Here is a 17,756-nt window from a genome sequence, read left to right on the forward strand (position 1 = left end):
TTCACTGGGGCCCCCTCGCGACGGCATCCTGGACGGCTGCCTCCAACGCGTCACCGGTAAGCGGCGCGGCGGCGGCACGCAGATGCAGAAAATATTCGACGTTGCCCGACGGCCCGGGCAGCGGGCTGGCCGTGACCGCGACGGTGCCCCACCCGAATTCGGCCGCGCGGTGCGCCACCGAGAGCACCGCGTCGGCACGCAGGCCCGGGTCGGACACCACCCCGCCGGCGCCCACCTGTTCTCGTCCGACCTCGAACTGCGGCTTCACCATCGGAACGATATCGGCGTCGGGTGACGCGCAGCCAGTCAGCGCGGGCAGCACGGTGGCCAGCGAGATGAACGACAGGTCGGCGACGATCAGCTCGGCGGGTCCGCCGACGGTGTCGGGGGTCAGCCCACGGACGTTGGTGCGTTCGACCACGACGACGCGCGGGTCGGTGCGCAACGCCCAGGCCAACTGTCCGTAGCCGACGTCGACGGCGACCACCCGGGCCGCGCCCCGGTCGAGCAGCACCTCGGTGAATCCGCCGGTCGAGGCGCCCGCGTCCAAACATCGCCGGTCGGCGACGCTGATCCCGAAGGTGTCCAGGGCGCCGATCAGCTTGTGCGCGCCGCGCGACACCCAGCTGCGTTCGCCGTCATCCACGACCGCCAGGGCGGCGGTGAGCGTCACGGCGGTGGCCGGTTTGATGGCGGGAATGCCGTCGATGGTGACCTTGCCGGCGCCGATCAATTCGGCGGCCTGCTGGCGGGAGCGCGCCAGCCCGCGCCGGACCAGCTCGGCGTCAACGCGAGCGCGCCGCGACATGTGCCCTCAGCCCTTCTCCACCGACTCCAGTGCCCGCACCAAGACCTCGTGGGCTTCTTCGAGCCGCCGCGCCAAGGCCTGGAGATCACCGAGATCGCTGTGGGCCGGCAGGCCGGCCAGCTCGGCTTCCCCGGGCAGCTCGGCCAGCAACACCGCGATGCGCTCGCGGACGTCATCAATCTCGTTGTTCATGGGTGCCACCAACGCTAGTCCATGCCCGTTGGGGCCCCTCCGGGCCACGGGCCGAGCAGGGACCAATGTTGCAGAGCCTGCCCGGCGGTGTCGTCGGCGGACTCGACGGTGAAGGGGCGCCCGGCCAGGTCGGCGTCGGCCACCGCGGCCGCGAGCGCCCGCACGATCGACAGACCATCACCATCACCGCCGTCGTCGTCGGTCTGCGCCGTCGCGACGGTGATCGTCGTGCCCTCGACGCTGGTCTGCCAGTACGGCTGCGGGCCGATCGCCAGCCGATCGGCGTCGAGGCGCAGTGCCCGCAGATCGTGGCCGATGTAGGTCGGTCGCTGCTCGGCTACGGCGCCGACCGCATCGCGTGCCGAGTTGACGCCGGTGAGCACCATCAGGCTCGGCAGCGCGGCGGCGTTGGCGGCGGCGATGTCGGTGTCCAGCCGGTCACCGACCACCAGTGGGGCGTAGAACTCGCCGCGGGTCAGGGCCTCGGTGAGCAATGCCGGGCCGGGTTTGCCGGCGACCTGGGGTTCGGCGTCGGTCGCGGCCCGCAGCGCGGCCACCATCGACCCGTTGCCGGGCAGCAGACCGCGCTCCGACGGCAGGGTCTTGTCGACGTTGGTGGTCATCCACTTCGCGCCGGCCCGGATCGCCAGGGCAGCCTCGGCCAGCTCGGCCCAGCCGGTCTCGGTGGACAGGCCCTGCACCACCGCGGCCGGCTCATCGGCGGCCAGCCGTACCGGTTCCAGTCCGGCGGCGGTGATTTCGGCGGCCAGTGACTCGGTGCCGACCACCAGCACCCGTGATCCGGCGGGCAGCTGCTCGGCCAGCAGGTGCGCCGCGATCTGGGCGCTGGTGGCCACGTCCTCGGCGGCAGCGGTGAAGCCCAGCCGGGTCAGATGCTCGGCGACCTCGTCAGCGCCCCGCGAGGAGTTGTTGGTGATGAACACGGCGCGGCTGCCCACCTCCGCCAGGGTCTCGACGGCTCCGACGGTCGGTTCGCCACCGCGGAACACCGTGCCGTCGAGATCCAGTAGCAGACAGTCGTATTCGTCTGCCAGCGTCGCCGAGCCGCCCAGATCGGCGATCCGCTCCTCGACGTCGGTGACTCCCTCGGTGTCGGCCGCGGCGGCCCGCAGGAACCATTCCAGCGCCTCGTCGTCGCGGCCCAGGGCGACCAGGGTCTCGGCGTGGGCGTAGTGCAGCCGCGCCACCGTCGATCCGGTGCGCTCGGGGTCGGCCGGCGCAGCCGACAACACCGTCAGCGCCTGCTCGAGCTGGCCGAGGTCGGCGCGGGCGCCGGCAACGACGATCCGCAGCTCGTCGGCCTCGTCACCCTCCAGTTCGGCGGCTTCGGGGCCGGCCGCCAGCTCAATCGCCCGCTGCGGCCGGCCCAGGCCGCGTTCACAGTCGGCGATCAACGGCAGCAGAGCGGATTTACTACCCATCCGGCGCGCGGCGCGCAGCTCGGCCAAGGCCTGGGCCCAGTCGCCGCAATGGTAGGCAGCGATCCCGACCGCCTCGCGGACCGCGGTGATCCGCGTCGAACGCGCCCTGGCCGCCCGGGCGTGCAGCAACGCGGTGTGCGGGTCGTCATCGAGCAGCATGCCGGCGGCCACCAGATGGCAGGCGACCCCGTCGGCGGTGGCGCGGTTGAGGGTGCTCAGTTCCCGGCGCACCTCCGGCGCCAACTGCTTGGGTTCGATCCCCTCGGGAAGCGGCGGATCGTCATAGCGCGGGGTGAATTCCTCACCGGATGGCCGGGGCGGCCGCTGGCCGCCGTCGTGATCCCGCCGAGGCGAGGTACGCCGATCCCGGTCCGGTCTGGGACCCCCGGATGTCCGGCGCTGGTCGCCGGTGGACGTGCGCCGCTGGTCGCCCGCACCCCGCCTTTGCTGCGGGCCGCGTTGGCCACTTCCGGAACCCCCACGCGACTGACCGCGCCCGCCACTTGCTCTGTTGTCGACCACGAAAACCTTTCACCGTAAAACCTCGTGTAAGGATACGGGCCGTCGTCGTTACTCCGACGACTGCACCGAATCGCCCAAACCGCCCCCCGAGCTGCCCATTCACTGCCGTGCCGCCGCCACCATCGAACCGGATGCGGATAGCGGCGATGCCGGCCCGCTGAGGGCCCTTCGGCCCTGTTTTCCCACCGTTCGACCGCAGACGATTACCAGGGAAATCCCTGTATCCCCGAGCGTCCCGATCCGGTTAGCGTCAGGCCAGTCAGTCCACGACGTCGAGGCGGGGGGTCGCCATCGCGAGGTAGATGAGGAGGCGCGGCATGCTCATGCGATTTGCGCCCGTCGTCGGGGCGGTGGCAGGCGCGGTGGCCGGCCTGGTCGGTCCCGCCTCGGCAGCACCGCTGCACGGAAGCTACACCGCGACGATGATCGACGGCGGAGGCCGCTACCAACGCGGCAGTACGACCACCTTCACCCTGACCCCGTGCGGTCCCGACTGCAGCCACCTCGACACCGGCGCCGGGTCACCGGGTGACCTGCACCTGCAGCGCAATATCTGGAGCGGCCCCGTCGGCGCCTTCGACGCCGGGGGTGCGCCCTGCACGGCCACGCTGGACAACGCCTCGCTCATTCTCACGTCGCACTGCCCGGGTCAGCCCACCCTGGTTATCCGGCTGACCAAAAACCCCTGACACGCCGGGGCTCTGAAATGGAAACGCCCCCCGATTTCTCGGGGGGCGTTTCACCAGGTTGTGTTCGGCGGTCTGCGGGCTGTCAGATCGCTACCGAGGTGACCACTTCGCGGGAACTCGCCGTGGCGTCGGTTCCGGACGCATCGAGCCAGCGGGACACGAACTCCAGCTGGTCTTTGAAGACCGTCGGCAGCCACGGATCAGCGTAGACGTCGAAGTGGTCCACCGGATAGTGACGCAGTTCGGTGGGCGCGGTGGCCTTGCGGGCGGCGCGCTCGGCGGCCGGCGAGGACACCACCGTGTCCAGATCACCCACCTGGACCAGCAGCGGCGCTGTGATCCTTCGGATGCCCAGGACCGGCCGGTTGCGGGCGACGTCGAGGGTGCACCGGGCACGAATCTCGTTGCGCCACCACGGGCCGGTCACCGCCAGGAAGTCCTCGAGGGCACCGTCTTTGGCTATCACGGCCGGGGAGTCGGCCGGTCCGATCGCCGGGAGCATGTACGGGCGCCGGCCGACCCGGTCGCGCAGCCCCGCCACGGTCAGCGCCAGGAGCTTGCCCACCCCGGCGGACTTGGCGATCATGCCGAGCACCGGGATTCCGTCGACGGCGGGCGTGAGCGACAGCACCGCGGCGATACGCCGGTCACGGGCCGCCACGTTCAGGACGTGCCCGCCCGAGTAGGAGGTGCCCCACAACACGATTCGGTCGGGGTCGACGCCGCGCAGGCGGCGGGCGGCGGCGACGGCGGCATGGTAGTCGGCGCGCTGCCCCCGGTAGTCGATGTGTTGGCGCATCTCCCCGCCGGAGGCGCCGAACCCGCGGTAGTCGAAGAGCAACACGTCGAGTCCCGCCGCGGCGAACCCTTCGGCGTAGCCCTCCAGTCCGGCGTCCCGGGTGCAACTGAAGCCGTGGGCCATCACCACACAGGGGCGCCCGGCCTCGGTCTGGAATGCCGCGCCCTGCCCGGCATAATGCCAAGCGGCACAGGTGGTTCCCGCGCTGCGGAAAGTCACGTCATTGCGCTTCATGCGGCACCGCCGGCAGTCGTCAACTGCGGGCGGACGGCGCTGCACGCGAACTGCAGGGTGCCGTCGTCGATCGGGCCCGCGAGCCGTTCGAGGTCGAAGCGGTAGTGGCTCTTGAACGTCCACGGACCGTCCTTGACCTGACGGGGGAAGGCGCCGACGCTGCGCCGCACGTAGTTCGACGTCAGATCGTCGAGGATCAGCTCCCGCTCGGCATCGACGTCGGTGAATTGCGGCACGACGGTGTCGAACCCGCGCCGGTCCATGAAGTCCAATAGCCGGGTCAGGTATTCGCTGGCCAGATCGATCCGCAGGGTCCACGAGTTGTTGGTGTAGCCGAAGCCGAAGAAGAAGTTCGGCAGCCCACTGAGCATCACCGACTTGTAGGTGACCGTGTCAGACCAGTCGACGGACTCACCGTCGACGGAAACCGCTATACCTCCGAAGGGCAGCAGCTTCAGGCCGGTGGCGGCGACCACGATGTCGGCGGCCAGGAACTGCCCCGAGGCCAGCTCGATGCCGTCGGGGACGAACCGCTTGATGGTGTCGGTGGCGATCGTGGCGCGACCACGCTTGATCGCGCCGTACAGGTCGCCGTCGGGGACGAAGCACATCCGCTGCTCCCACGGCTTGTACGCCGGGTTCAGGTGGGTGTCGACGTCGAAGCCGCTGGGCAAAAAGGCCTTGTTGACCCGTCGGATCAGTGACCGCACCAGCCGCGGGCAGTGCCGGCTGAGGCTGACGATCGCGCGCAGGCGCTGAATGTTGGCCTGGCGAGTCGCCTGGAATGCCCAGCCGACCGGCATGAAGCGGCGCAGCAGGTTGAAGACCACGTCCTTGGCCGGCAGCGGCAGGATGTAGCTGGGTGAGCGCTGCAACATGGTGACCAATTCGGCCTTCTCGGCCAGCGCCGGCAGCAGGGTCACGGCGGTCGCGCCGCTGCCGATCACCACCACGCGCTTGTCGGTGTAGTCGAGGTCCTCGGGCCACTGCTGCGCGTGCACCAGGGTCCCGTCGAAGTGCTCCTCACCCTGCCAGGTCGGGCGGTAGCCGCCCGCGTGGTCGAAGTAGCCCGTGCCCGAGACGATCCAGCGCGCACGCAGCGTGTCCAACTCACCACCGGCGACGTCGCGCAGGGTGACCGTCCACAGTGACTCCGCCGACGACCAGGCCAGCGACTCGACCCGGGTGCCCAGGCGCACCCGGTCGGCGAGGCCGAACTCCTCGACCGTCTCGATCAGATAGTCCTTGATCTCCGAACCCGGTGCGATCGCCTTTTCCTTGGTCCACGGCTTGTACTGATAGCCGTAGGTGATCAGGTCGGAGTCCGAGCGGACGCCGGGATAGCGAAACAGGTGCCAGGTGCCCCCGACCTCCTGGTGGGCATCCACGATCAGGACCGACCGCTCGGGCATCTGCATCTTCAGCCGGGAGGCGAAGCCGAGCCCGGTGAGGCCGGCGCCGATGATGAGGATCTCCACATCGGGCGAGTCCGGGTTGTGCGAGTGTGCGCCCCGGTCGAGGGCGGCAACGGTGCGTGAATTGGTGGCCACGACAACTCCTTCGTTGATCTGTGTCCATCGTCACGTGATCCTTGGCACGGCGACAGGGGCAATTCGCACTGACTTAGCGCATATGGATGTGCAATTGCACATCTGGGCGTAGCCTCCAGCCATGACGGCGGGCGACGGATCCGAACCGGGGCCCAGACGAGTCGTGCCCGAGGATCTGGTGCGCGAGGTGGCGTCCTGGTTCCTCGACCCGGACAGCGGGGCGCTACCCCGCGTGGAAGCGGCCGCACTGACCGGCCTCGGAGAGCCGGTCAACACCGATCCGCTGTTGAGCCAGGAAGCGCGCGAGTCCACCCGCCTCAACGTCCGGCACTGGGCGGCGAGCATCGCGCGAGCGCCCCATCAGCCGGTGGCTCCTGCGCTGGCGGGCCCCGTCGTGGGCATCGCCCGCGAGGTGATTCGGCGGGGAGCCGACCGCGCCGTCTTCTCCGGCTACCACGTCGCCAAGGACGAGGCCTGGCGGCTGTGGATGCAGCGGACCTTCGAGCTGGATGCAGACCCAGCCGCTGTCGCCGCAGCACTGGACCTGGTCTTCCGGTCGCTCAGCTCATGGGTCGACGCCACGCTCGACGAGCTGACCGCACTGGTCGAGCGTGAACGCGAGGACTATCTGTGGCAGTCCCACGCCCAGCGACTCGCGACCGTCACCCAGCTGCTCGACGAGGACCCCGTCGACCTCGACCTCACCGAGCACCGGCTGGGCTACCGTCTCCGCGGCACTCACCACGTGGCCGCCGTACTGTGGACCGCCGCCGCCATGCCCGATCAGGCGGCGCTGATGCACACGGCGACCGAGCTGCGGCGCCGCGCCGGGTCACCGCCAATGGTGGCCGTACCGGCCAGCTCCTCCTCACTGTGGCTCTGGCTGGGGTCTGCTCAGCCCCTGGACCCCGTCGTCCTCACCGAGGCGCTGCGCAACGACACCGACGATGAGAACAACGGAGTGCGGCTGGCGGTGGGTGACACGGGCGTCAACGTCGACGGATTCCGGCGCAGCCACTTCGAGGCAGTCAGCGCGCAACAATTGCTGCTCCGCGCCCACCGGGTACGCGCGGCCGCCTTCGACGACATCGCCCTGGTACACCTCGCGACCCAGAACGAGCAGGCTGCCCGCGCCTACCTCGGCCGGGTCCTGGGCCGGCTGTCCACCGCAGACCCGGACCTGCGCCACACCGTGCGGGTTTACCTCCGCGAAGGTCTCAGCGCCGCCCGCGCCGCTCGCGCGCTCTACACGCATCGCAATACGGTGCTCAGCCGGCTCAAACGCGCCGAGAAACTGCTCTCCCCCGGGCGCTTGCCCAACCGCTGGTTGGAGGTGGGGGTGGCCCTCGAGATCGACCATTGGCTGGGCCCGCCAGCCTGAATTCCATACGAATTTTCAGAATCGCCAGCGAGGCAAATTGGCAAATGGAAACGCCCCCCGATTTCTCGGGGGGCGTTTCACTATGTTGTGTTCGGCGGTGTCCTACTTTTCCACCCGGTAGGGCAGTATCATCGGCGCTGACAGGCTTAGCTTCCGGGTTCGGGATGGGACCGGGCGTTTCCCTGTCGCTATGTCCGCCGTAACTCTATTTATTTTTCCCGTGTGTGGACGGTTTCCCCTTTTTGTTGGGGGGGTCCACTGGGTCACCAATGTTTGTGTTTGGTGGTGGGGTGTGGGTTTACGGTGTTTTGTGGTTGTGGTTGCGGGCAACACATTGTTTGTTGTGTGTTGGTAAGTTTTCGGCCGGTTAGTGCCAGTTCCCTTCACACCTTGCGGTGCTTTCAGGTCTGGTCTATCGATCCCGTGGTCTGCGGGGGGCCTTATCCCACTTAAATGGGTGAGAATCCTGGTCTTGGAGTGGGTTTCCCGCTTAGATGCTTTCAGCGGTTATCCTGTCCGAACGTGGCCATCCAGCCGTGCTCCTGGTGGAACAACTGGTATACCAGAGGTTCGTCCGTCCCGGTCCTCTCGTACTAGGGACAGGTTTCCTCAAGATTCTGACGCGCGCGGCGGATAGAGACCGAACTGTCTCACGACGTTCTAAACCCAGCTCGCGTGCCGCTTTAATGGGCGAACAGCCCAACCCTTGGGACCTGCTCCAGCCCCAGGATGCGACGAGCCGACATCGAGGTGCCAAACCATCCCGTCGATATGGACTCTTGGGGAAGATCAGCCTGTTATCCCCGGGGTACCTTTTATCCGTTGAGCGACACCCCTTCCACTCGGGGGTGCCGGATCACTAGTCCCGACTTTCGTCCCTGTTTGACGTGTCAGTCTTACAGTCAAGCTCCCTTGTGCACTTACACTCAACACCTGATTGCCGTCCAGGTTGAGGGAACCTTTGGGCGCCTCCGTTACATTTTAGGAGGCAACCGCCCCAGTTAAACTACCCACCAGGCACTGTCCCTGAACCAGCTTCATGGTTCGAAGTTAGAGGTCCAATACGATCAGAGTGGTATTTCAACAACGACTCCACCCACACTGGCGTGCGGGTTTCACAGTCTCCCACCTATCCTACACAAACCGCATCGAACATCAATACCAAGCTATAGTGAAGGTCCCGGGGTCTTTTCGTCCTGCCGCGCGTAACGAGCATCTTTACTCGTAATGCAATTTCGCCGAGTCTATGGTTGAGACAGTTGAGAAGTCGTTACGCCATTCGTGCAGGTCGGAACTTACCCGACAAGGAATTTCGCTACCTTAGGATGGTTATAGTTACCACCGCCGTTTACTGGGGCTTAAATTCTCAGCTTCACCCCGAAGGGTTAACCGGTCCTCTTAACCTTCCAGCACCGGGCAGGCGTCAGTCCGTATACATCGTCTTGCGACTTCGCACGGACCTGTGTTTTTAGTAAACAGTCGCTTCTCACTGGTTTCTGCGACCCCCTCCCGCTGCCCACCGCGAAGGTGTTGACGGTATGAGGGTCCCCCTTCTCCCGAAGTTACGGGGGTATTTTGCCGAGTTCCTTAACCATAGTTCACTCGTACGCCTTGGTATTCTCTACCTGACCACCTGTGTCGGTTTGGGGTACGGGCCGTGTGCGTGCTCGCTAGAGGCTTTTCTCGACAGCATAGGATCACCGAATTCGCCACAATTGGCTATGCATCACCTCTCGGAATATATGCCAGACGGATTTGCCTATCTGACTTCCTACCGGCTTACCCCAGTATTACCACTGACTGGTACGGCTACCTTCCTGCGTCACCCCATCGCTTGACTACTACCAACGAAGGTCCCACGCAGCCGGCGAACGCCCTCACCCCGAAGGGATCAGATCATCTGCCATTTGGGTGGTTAGTACCGCTGATTCATCAGGGACGCCCACACACGGGTACGGGAATATCAACCCGTTGTCCATCGACTACGCCTGTCGGCCTCGCCTTAGGTCCCGACTCACCCTGGGAGGACTGGCCTGGCCCAGGAACCCTTGGTCTTTCGGCGGGCAAGGTTCTCACTTGCCTCATCGCTACTCATGCCTGCATTCTCGCTCCCACACCCTCCACCACTAGATCACTCTGTGGCTTCACCGGATGCAGGACGCTCCCCTACCCAATACATACGTATTGCCGCGGCTTCGGCGGTGTGCTTGAGCCCCGCTACATTATCGGCGCACAATCACTTGACCAGTGAGCTATTACGCACTCTTTCAAGGGTGGCTGCTTCTAAGCCAACCTCCTGGTTGTCTTCGCGACTGCACATCCTTTTCCACTTAGCACACGCTTAGGGGCCTTAGCCGGCGATCTGGGCTGTTTCCCCTCTCGACGCACGGAGCTTATCCCCCGCCGTCTCACTGCCACGCTTACACTCACCGGCATTCGGAGTTTGGCTGACGTCAGTAACCTAGTAGGGCCCATCGGCCATCCAGTAGCTCTACCTCCGGTGAGAAACACGCAACGCTGCACCTAAATGCATTTCGGGGGAGAACCAGCTATCACGGAGTTTGATTGGCCTTTCACCCCTACCCACAACTCATCCCCTCAGTCTTCAACCTAAGTGGGTTCGGGCCTCCACGCGGTCTTACCCGCGCTTCACCCTGGCCATGGGTAGATCACTCCGCTTCGGGTCCACAACACGCCACTACACACACCCCAACGGATGCGATACGCCCTATTCAGACTCGCTTTCGCTACGGCTACCCCACACGGGTTAACCTCGCGACGTGCCGGTGACTCGCAGGCTCATTCTTCAAAAGGCACGCCATCACCCCACTCAAAGAGAAGGCTCTGACGGATTGTAGGCACATGGTTTCAGGTACTATTTCACTCCCGGGTACTTTTCACCATTCCCTCACGGTACTCGTCCGCTATCGGTCATCGAGAAGTATTCAGGCTTACCGGGTGGTCCCGGCAGATTCACAGCAGATTCCACGGGCCCGCTGCTACTCGGGGACACTGTGACAGCAGAGATCATGTTTTCACGTACCGGGCTCTCACCGTCTACGGCAGACCATCCCAGGCCACTTCCGCTAACACAATCTTTTCTCACTGCTGCCCCTCACGGCGGTAAGAGGAACACAGACCCCACAACACCGCACACACAACCCCCGCCGGGTATCACATGCATACGGTTTAGCCATCCTCCGCTTTCGCTCGCCACTACTCACGGAATCACATTTTGTTTTCTTCTCCTACGGGTACTGAGATGTTTCACTTCCCGCGTTACCTCCCCACCGGCTATACATTCACCGGAGGGTGACACGACATCACTCGTGCCGGGTTTCCCCATTCGGACATCCTCGGATCCACGCTCGGTTGACAGCTCCCCGAGGCATATCGCAGCCTCCCACGTCCTTCATCGGCTCTCGATGCCAAGGCATCCACCATGCGCCCTTAAACACTTACAAACACAAAAACCAAGAAACAAAAATTGCAAAACAAACAGACCAAAAATCTGCTTGTTAGATGCTCGCAACCACTATCCACAAAACAAACACCACACCCCACCACCAAGTGTGAGGCGACAACAACACCCACCCCCACCCGGGGGCACAAACGGGCCTGTTGCCTCAGGACCCAACAGTGTGCCCAGCACAAAAGCCGGCCACCAGAAACCCCCAAGGACTCCTGGCAGTTGATGATCTCGCAAGCTTGTTGTTGTTCGTAATTCCTCTGCACCACCGGCCACCCACTACAGGCACCGGCAAACACTGTCCCAACCGCAAAAACCCTCACCCATGTGAGGCACGGGGGAAAAAGTGGTGCTCCTTAGAAAGGAGGTGATCCAGCCGCACCTTCCGGTACGGCTACCTTGTTACGACTTCGTCCCAATCGCCGATCCCACCTTCGACGGCTCCCTCCCAAGGGTTAGGCCACCGGCTTCGGGTGTTACCGACTTTCATGACGTGACGGGCGGTGTGTACAAGGCCCGGGAACGTATTCACCGCAGCGTTGCTGATCTGCGATTACTAGCGACTCCGACTTCACGGGGTCGAGTTGCAGACCCCGATCCGAACTGAGACCGGCTTTAAAGGATTCGCTAAACCTCACGGCATCGCAGCCCTTTGTACCGGCCATTGTAGCATGTGTGAAGCCCTGGACATAAGGGGCATGATGACTTGACGTCATCCCCACCTTCCTCCGAGTTGACCCCGGCAGTCTCTCACGAGTCCCCACCATAACGTGCTGGCAACATGAGACAAGGGTTGCGCTCGTTGCGGGACTTAACCCAACATCTCACGACACGAGCTGACGACAGCCATGCACCACCTGCACACAGGCCACAAGGGAACCGACATCTCTGCCGGCGTCCTGTGCATGTCAAACCCAGGTAAGGTTCTTCGCGTTGCATCGAATTAATCCACATGCTCCGCCGCTTGTGCGGGCCCCCGTCAATTCCTTTGAGTTTTAGCCTTGCGGCCGTACTCCCCAGGCGGGGTACTTAATGCGTTAGCTACGGCACGGATCCCTAAAGGAAGGAAACCCACACCTAGTACCCACCGTTTACGGCGTGGACTACCAGGGTATCTAATCCTGTTCGCTCCCCACGCTTTCGCTCCTCAGCGTCAGTTACTGCCCAGAGACCCGCCTTCGCCACCGGTGTTCCTCCTGATATCTGCGCATTCCACCGCTACACCAGGAATTCCAGTCTCCCTACAGTACTCTAGTCTGCCCGTATCGCCCGCACGCCCACAGTTAAGCTGTGAGTTTTCACGAACAACGCGACAAACCACCTACGAGCTCTTTACGCCCAGTAATTCCGGACAACGCTCGCACCCTACGTATTACCGCGGCTGCTGGCACGTAGTTGGCCGGTGCTTCTTCTGTACCTACCGTCACCCCGCAGAAAACCACGGAGCTTCGCCGATACTGAAAGAGGTTTACAACCCGAAGGCCGTCATCCCCCACGCGGCGTCGCTGCATCAGGCTTGCGCCCATTGTGCAATATTCCCCACTGCTGCCTCCCGTAGGAGTCTGGGCCGTATCTCAGTCCCAGTGTGGCCGGACACCCTCTCAGGCCGGCTACCCGTCGTCGCCTTGGTAGGCCATCACCCCACCAACAAGCTGATAGGCCGCGGGCCCATCCCACACCGCAAAAGCTTTCCACCACAGAACATGCATCCCATGGTCCTATCCGGTATTAGACCCAGTTTCCCAGGCTTATCCCAGAGTGCAGGGCAGATCACCCACGTGTTACTCACCCGTTCGCCACTCGAGTACCCCCGAAAGGGCCTTTCCGTTCGACTTGCATGTGTTAAGCACGCCGCCAGCGTTCGTCCTGAGCCAGGATCAAACTCTCCAAACAAAAACCATTTGGAAACAATCCCAAAAACATCAGTCAAAAACTGACATCAAAAACAACACCACACCCCCAACACGGGGCGCCGAAGGCATGGCAAAAACAACAACAAACAAAAACCACCAAACACACTATTGAGTTCTCAAACAACACGCCTCACCCGGACGCGCAGTCAACCCGCGGCTATAAAGCCGCGCATCGGCCGTGCGGACAAGTGAAACGCCCCCGGAATCGCTTTGTGAATCTCTCGGATTCCGCGGGCTTGTCGCGCTTACCCGGTCTGGCCTGGTCGCGGCGACGTGCACTAAGTTACGCGAGGTGAAACTGGGAGTCAAATCCGCTGCTAGCAGAGGTTTTTCGGCCCTTCAAGATCAACCTCCGGCGCCGCCGGCCCCCGGCTGGACACGCTGGAGACCTTCTCTAGACCTTCTCTAGACCTTTTCGATGCCGGCCACGTTGCGCTTGCCGCGGCGCAACACCAACCACCGGCCGTGCAGGAAGTCCTCGGGCTCCGGCACCCATTCCTCGCTGTCGATGCGGACGTTATTCACCGACACGCCCCCCTCACCGATCGTGCGCCGCGCCGCGCCCCGGCTCGCCGACAGCCCGGTCGCCACCAACAGATCGACGATCCCCTCGGCGCCGGGCTCCAGCTGCGCCACCGACGTCTCCTGCAGGGCCGCGGTCAGGGTCGACTCGTCCAGCCGGGCCAGCTCGCCCCGCCCGAACAGGGCCTGGCTGGCCAGCTCGACGGACTCGGTGGCCGCCGCACCGTGCACCAAGGTGGTGAACTCGCGGGCCAGCCGGCGCTGGGCGGCCCGCTCGTGCGGACGCTCGGCCGTCGCCTGCTCCAGTTCTGCCAGCTCGTCGGCGGACAGGAAGGTGAACCAGCGCAGGTAGCGGATCACGTCGGCGTCGGCGGTGTTGAAGAAGTACTGGTACCAGGCGTACGGGCTGGTCATCTCCGGATCCAGCCACAGGCTGCCGCCGCCGGTGGACTTGCCGAACTTGGTGCCGTCGGCGGCGGTGACCAGTGGCACGGTCAGCGCGTGCACGGTCGCGCCCAGCTTCTGACGCACCAGCCGGACCCCGGCGATGATGTTGCCCCACTGATCGGAGCCGCCGATCTGCAGCGAGCACCCGTGCCGCTGGTGCAGCTGCACGTAGTCGTTGGCCTGCAGCAGCATGTAGCTGAACTCGGTGTAGGAGATGCCCTCGGAATCGAGCCGGCGCCGGATGGTGTCGCGGTCCAGCATCACGTTGACCGAGAAGTGCTTCCCGACATCCCGCAGGAACTCCAGCGCGGACAGCGACGCGGTCCACTCCAGGTTGTTGACCACCAACGCGCCGGTGGCGCTGTCGTCGAAGTCGACGAAGCGCTCCAGCTGACCGCGGATCCGCTCGGACCACTCGGCCACGGTGTCGGCGCTGCTGAGGCTACGTTCGCCGGTCTCGCGGGGATCGCCGATCAGGCCGGTGGCCCCGCCGGCCAGCACGATCGGCCGGTGCCCGGCTCGCTGGAAGCGCCGCAGCGCCAGCAACGGCACCAGGTTTCCGGCGTGCAGGCTGGGCGCGGTCGGGTCGAATCCGGCATAGACCGTGATAGGCCCGCCTGTCACTGCGGCGGTCAGGGCGTCGAGGTCGGTGGATTGGGCGATCAGCCCGCGCCAGTTCAGCTCGTCGAGAATGCCCGCGGGTGCAGTACTCATGGGTTTGATCTTCCCCGTTGATGTTTGGCCGGCGTCAGTCAGGCTCGGTCAACCGGTGACCCCGCGCCAGCGCACAGCTGCGACAGCTCGTCGGCGTAGTCGAACCTGCGCGGCACCGTGTTGCGATGCGTGAACAACCAGGTGTCCGCCCGTGAGGTGTTGCACTGCGCTGGATGAAGGTGGGCGATGCCCTTGTCTCGAGGGGTGTCCACCGCGCACAATTTATGGGCATCTCATGGATCACTCACGTTATTCGGAGTTTTGCCACACCCGGGAGGGTCGTATGCCGCGATCTCGGCTCGCTGCTTCCGGGCCGGGCACGCAGCGCCGGCGTGACCCTGTTCAACCTGGCCGATATCACGACGGCAGACCTCGCCTCGCGATTGTTGCCCTCAGTCACGCGATCACCCACCGGAGGGATCAATGTCACCTGTCGGATTGACGCGGCGATCGACGGCCGCCGCGGCCACTGTGACGACGTCCCTGGCGGCCGGCGCCATGGCGATGCTGATGATGGCACCGCGCGCGGTTGGCGAGTCGGCGCCGTCGCTTCCCCTGCAGCCGGTGATCGACCAGCTGCTCGACGCGCAGCAGCAGATCACCGACACCAACACCGGCTTTCCCTTCATCACCCCGGCCGACCTGTCCACGCTGCACGAGTATCAGCAGATGTTGGCGGGCACGATGTTCGCCTCATCGCTCAACATGCTGGCCAGAAACGAGTTCCACGACGTGGTCATGCCCTGGGCGCCGTACCCGTGGTCTGCCAATGTTGCTGACCCGCAACCGTTTTTGACCTACAACAATCCAGACAATTTCTACAGCTCCCTGCCGGTTGACCCGGACAAGACCTACGTGATCACGGTGCACCCCGCCCCCGGCACCCAGGATGTGACCTTCCTGGCCAATTCGGGCAACGGCGTGACGACCGACTTCGAGCCGCTCGCGGCCGGCGTCGACCTGACGAACGCCACACCCAACGCGGACGGCAGCTACACCATCGTCCTGAGCTCCACCGCGCCTACGGGCGTATCGGCCGGCAACTGGGTCGATATCGCCGGGGCCGACACGGTTGTCGTTCGAGATACCCTCGGCAACTGGGGCCAGATACACAACAGCTTCTCCATCGAGGAGCAGGGCGGCTCTGGGGCGCTGACCTTCCCGCTGCTGTCAGACGACCAGATCACGTCGATGCTGGGCACCATCGCCGCGAACCTCCCCAGGGAAAATCTGTCCGGCAGCTACCTCGGACAGTTCCAGGGCGTCGACACCGTCCCGGCCAACACGTTCTCCGATATTGCACCGACCACCGAGCACATACCGGGGCCGTTGCTGTCGAACCAGCTGACGAGTTTGGGCCACTTCTCGCTGACGCCCGACCAGGCACTCATCGTGCAGGTGCCGCATATCGACGCGGCGTACTCGAGCATCATGGTCGCCAACGCCTGGGGACAGACCGCTCCGTTTGCGACCACATTCGGCAGCCTCAACAACACCCAAGCCGTCCATGACTCCGACGGCTTCACCTACTACGTCATCAGCGGCAAAGACCCGGGTGTCGCGAACTGGGTGGACAACTCCGGTATCACCAACGGGGGCGTCTGGTTGCGGTGGCAGAACATCACCGGCTCCGTTCCCAGCATCCCGGTGCGGGCTGAGGTCGTCGACGTCGCCGACGTCAAGAATGAGATCGGCACTCTTCTGCCGGCTGATACCCCGCTCGTCACCGCCGCGGAACGCGCCGCCGATCTACAGGAACGCCTATTCGAGTACGGCTACGCGCACGACCAGAGCCACGGCATCGCCTGGGTGGGGGCCAACCTGATGTACGACCAGGTCAAGGCGGCGATGGGCGCCGAGCAGTTCACCGCGATTTTCGGGGGTCAAACCGATGTGCCCTCGGTACTGGACCGGCTGACCCCGGAGTTCAGCCCCAACCTGGGCATCATCGCCCACGACATGGTGACCAATCCGGACGGCAGCCTGTCCGCGCTCATCAACAATCTGCCCCTGGCGATCAAAGACATCGAGTTGCCGGTCATTCTGCTGGTCGAGCGGCTCCAGGTGCTCGCCGGGCATAGCAGTGAGGCGATCCAGACCGCGATGTCGTCTGGCGACTTCCCGGAGTTGTGGGCGGCATTCGGCACGGTGGCGCAGGGGCTCGGAACGATCTTCGACCTGACGTTGACCGACCCGGCCACCAGCATCACCGCCGGATTCCTCAACGCCCGCGACGACCTCGCCGTCGCCATGATGAACGCACCCGGCGGTTTTGCGCCACTGAGTGAGTCCACGCCGCTGTGGGAATCACTGACCGCGCTCAATGAAGCGCTGATCCACACGCTGGCCCATTCCGCCGCCGGCACCGCGCTGCTGGATCCGGGCGATATCGCGCCGCTGGATCTACTGCCCTGAGCAGCGGCCCCCTCCCGGATCAGTCGCTGGCGCCGGGCGCCGGTGCCCGTGGGCTGCGTCGGTAGGCCGATACCTCGGGTCGGCCGGGCACCCACAATCGCCACGGCCGGTCGGCGGCCTGGCTGACCCCCACCCGCGGACCGGCCTGCGCGGCCAGCTGCACACCGAGCCGCAGACGCACCGGGCTGCGCGCGTCGAACAAATCGATCCCGTTGTCCTCCATGGCGATTCCCAGTGCGGAGCAGAGATTTCCCGGCCCGCGGGCCAAGCCGGTGGCGGGCACCGTCTCGCCGCGACGGGAGCGGGCCACCGCGGATCCCCCGTCGATGACCGCCGCCCGCAGCAACACCGCGGCGGCGGTCCCGTCCGGACCGCAGGCCACGTTGGCGCAGACGTGCATGCCGTAGCTGCGGTAGGTGTAGAGCCGCCCGGGCGGGCCGAACATCACCGTGTTGCGACCCGTGGGCCCGCGATAGGAATGGGCCGCCGCGTCCGGCCAGGGTCCGTCCGGCACTCCGCCGTAGGCCTCCACTTCGACGATCGTCGCGCAAACCCCGCGGGCCTCGAGCGTGGCACCGAGCAGCAGGTGGGCGGCCGCCAGCGGATCCACCGCAAGCTCGGCAGCACTCACGGCGCAGATTCTGCCGGACCCTTGACAA

Annotated in this window: 11 protein-coding genes, 3 rRNA genes and 1 pseudogene; 3 read left to right on the forward strand and 12 right to left on the reverse strand. The window is 64.9% G+C overall.

Annotation, left to right across the window (positions count from 1 at the left end; genetic code table 11):
* Nucleotide 1: 1 nt before the first annotated feature.
* From G6N23_RS11175 to G6N23_RS21950, 4 genes and pseudogenes are all read right to left on the reverse strand, one after another.
* Complete coding sequence (locus tag G6N23_RS11175) at nt 2-808, reverse strand: TlyA family RNA methyltransferase (RefSeq protein ID WP_085262682.1); 807 nt, start codon at nt 806-808, stop codon at nt 2-4.
* Nucleotides 809-814: 6 nt separating this feature from the next.
* Nucleotides 815-1,000: a hypothetical protein gene (locus tag G6N23_RS11180; RefSeq protein WP_085262683.1), complete on the reverse strand. Its 186-nt coding sequence runs from the start codon at nt 998-1,000 to the stop codon at nt 815-817.
* Between the two features lie 14 nt (nt 1,001-1,014).
* Nucleotides 1,015-2,010, reverse strand: a complete 996-nt coding sequence (locus G6N23_RS11185) for an HAD hydrolase-like protein (RefSeq protein ID WP_234808732.1) — start codon at nt 2,008-2,010, stop codon at nt 1,015-1,017.
* A 60-nt stretch (nt 2,011-2,070) separates the two neighbouring features.
* A pseudogene (locus G6N23_RS21950) lies at nt 2,071-2,889 on the reverse strand (tetratricopeptide repeat protein); the annotation flags it as partial.
* A gap of 392 nt (nt 2,890-3,281) precedes the next feature.
* Here G6N23_RS21950 and G6N23_RS11190 point away from each other — a divergent pair.
* Entirely contained in the window at nt 3,282-3,653 is a 372-nt protein-coding gene (locus G6N23_RS11190) for a hypothetical protein (RefSeq protein WP_085262684.1), read from the forward strand.
* 82 nt (nt 3,654-3,735) lie between these two features.
* On the opposite strand, the gene G6N23_RS11195 is transcribed toward G6N23_RS11190, so the two are convergent.
* Together G6N23_RS11195 and G6N23_RS11200 are read right to left on the reverse strand one after the other, a co-directional pair.
* Nucleotides 3,736-4,686 (reverse strand): alpha/beta hydrolase, encoded by a 951-nt coding sequence (locus G6N23_RS11195; RefSeq protein ID WP_085262685.1) that lies wholly within the window; start codon nt 4,684-4,686, stop codon nt 3,736-3,738.
* Nucleotides 4,683-6,236, reverse strand: coding sequence for a flavin-containing monooxygenase (locus tag G6N23_RS11200; RefSeq protein WP_085262686.1), 1,554 nt, complete (start codon nt 6,234-6,236; stop codon nt 4,683-4,685). Before G6N23_RS11200 ends, G6N23_RS11195 begins: the two co-directional genes overlap by 4 nt.
* A 121-nt stretch (nt 6,237-6,357) precedes the next feature.
* Between G6N23_RS11200 and G6N23_RS11205 the strand changes: the two genes are divergently transcribed.
* Nucleotides 6,358-7,617, forward strand: a complete 1,260-nt coding sequence (locus G6N23_RS11205) for a PucR family transcriptional regulator (protein WP_095173852.1) — start codon at nt 6,358-6,360, stop codon at nt 7,615-7,617.
* Between the two features lie 89 nt (nt 7,618-7,706).
* Here G6N23_RS11205 and rrf read toward each other — a convergent pair.
* The 5 genes from rrf to G6N23_RS11230 all read right to left on the reverse strand — a co-directional run bounded on the left by rrf (nt 7,707) and on the right by G6N23_RS11230 (nt 14,894).
* Nucleotides 7,707-7,819 (reverse strand): 5S ribosomal RNA (rrf, locus tag G6N23_RS11210).
* Nucleotides 7,820-7,964: 145 nt separating this feature from the next.
* Nucleotides 7,965-11,081 (reverse strand): 23S ribosomal RNA (locus tag G6N23_RS11215).
* A 365-nt stretch (nt 11,082-11,446) separates the two neighbouring features.
* Nucleotides 11,447-12,979: ribosomal RNA gene (locus tag G6N23_RS11220) — 16S ribosomal RNA — on the reverse strand.
* Together the 16S, 23S and 5S rRNA genes form the textbook arrangement of a ribosomal RNA operon.
* Nucleotides 12,980-13,404: 425 nt before the next feature.
* Nucleotides 13,405-14,682, reverse strand: coding sequence for a tyrosine--tRNA ligase (tyrS, locus tag G6N23_RS11225; RefSeq protein WP_085262295.1), 1,278 nt, complete (start codon nt 14,680-14,682; stop codon nt 13,405-13,407).
* A 38-nt stretch (nt 14,683-14,720) separates the two neighbouring features.
* Entirely contained in the window at nt 14,721-14,894 is a 174-nt protein-coding gene (locus tag G6N23_RS11230; protein WP_157997531.1) for a hypothetical protein, read from the reverse strand.
* Nucleotides 14,895-15,105: 211 nt separating this feature from the next.
* Between G6N23_RS11230 and G6N23_RS11235 the strand changes: the two genes are divergently transcribed.
* On the forward strand, nt 15,106-17,097 hold the full coding sequence (locus G6N23_RS11235) for a DUF1214 domain-containing protein (RefSeq protein ID WP_109560211.1): 1,992 nt from the start codon (nt 15,106-15,108) through the stop codon (nt 17,095-17,097).
* Between the two features lie 19 nt (nt 17,098-17,116).
* Here the strand turns inward: G6N23_RS11235 and G6N23_RS11240 are convergent, their stop codons facing one another.
* Nucleotides 17,117-17,728 (reverse strand): DNA-3-methyladenine glycosylase, encoded by a 612-nt coding sequence (locus G6N23_RS11240; protein WP_095173850.1) that lies wholly within the window; start codon nt 17,726-17,728, stop codon nt 17,117-17,119.
* Nucleotides 17,729-17,756 lie beyond the last annotated feature (28 nt).

Source organism: Mycolicibacter terrae (genome assembly GCF_010727125.1).
Lineage (GTDB): Bacteria > Actinomycetota > Actinomycetes > Mycobacteriales > Mycobacteriaceae > Mycobacterium > Mycobacterium terrae.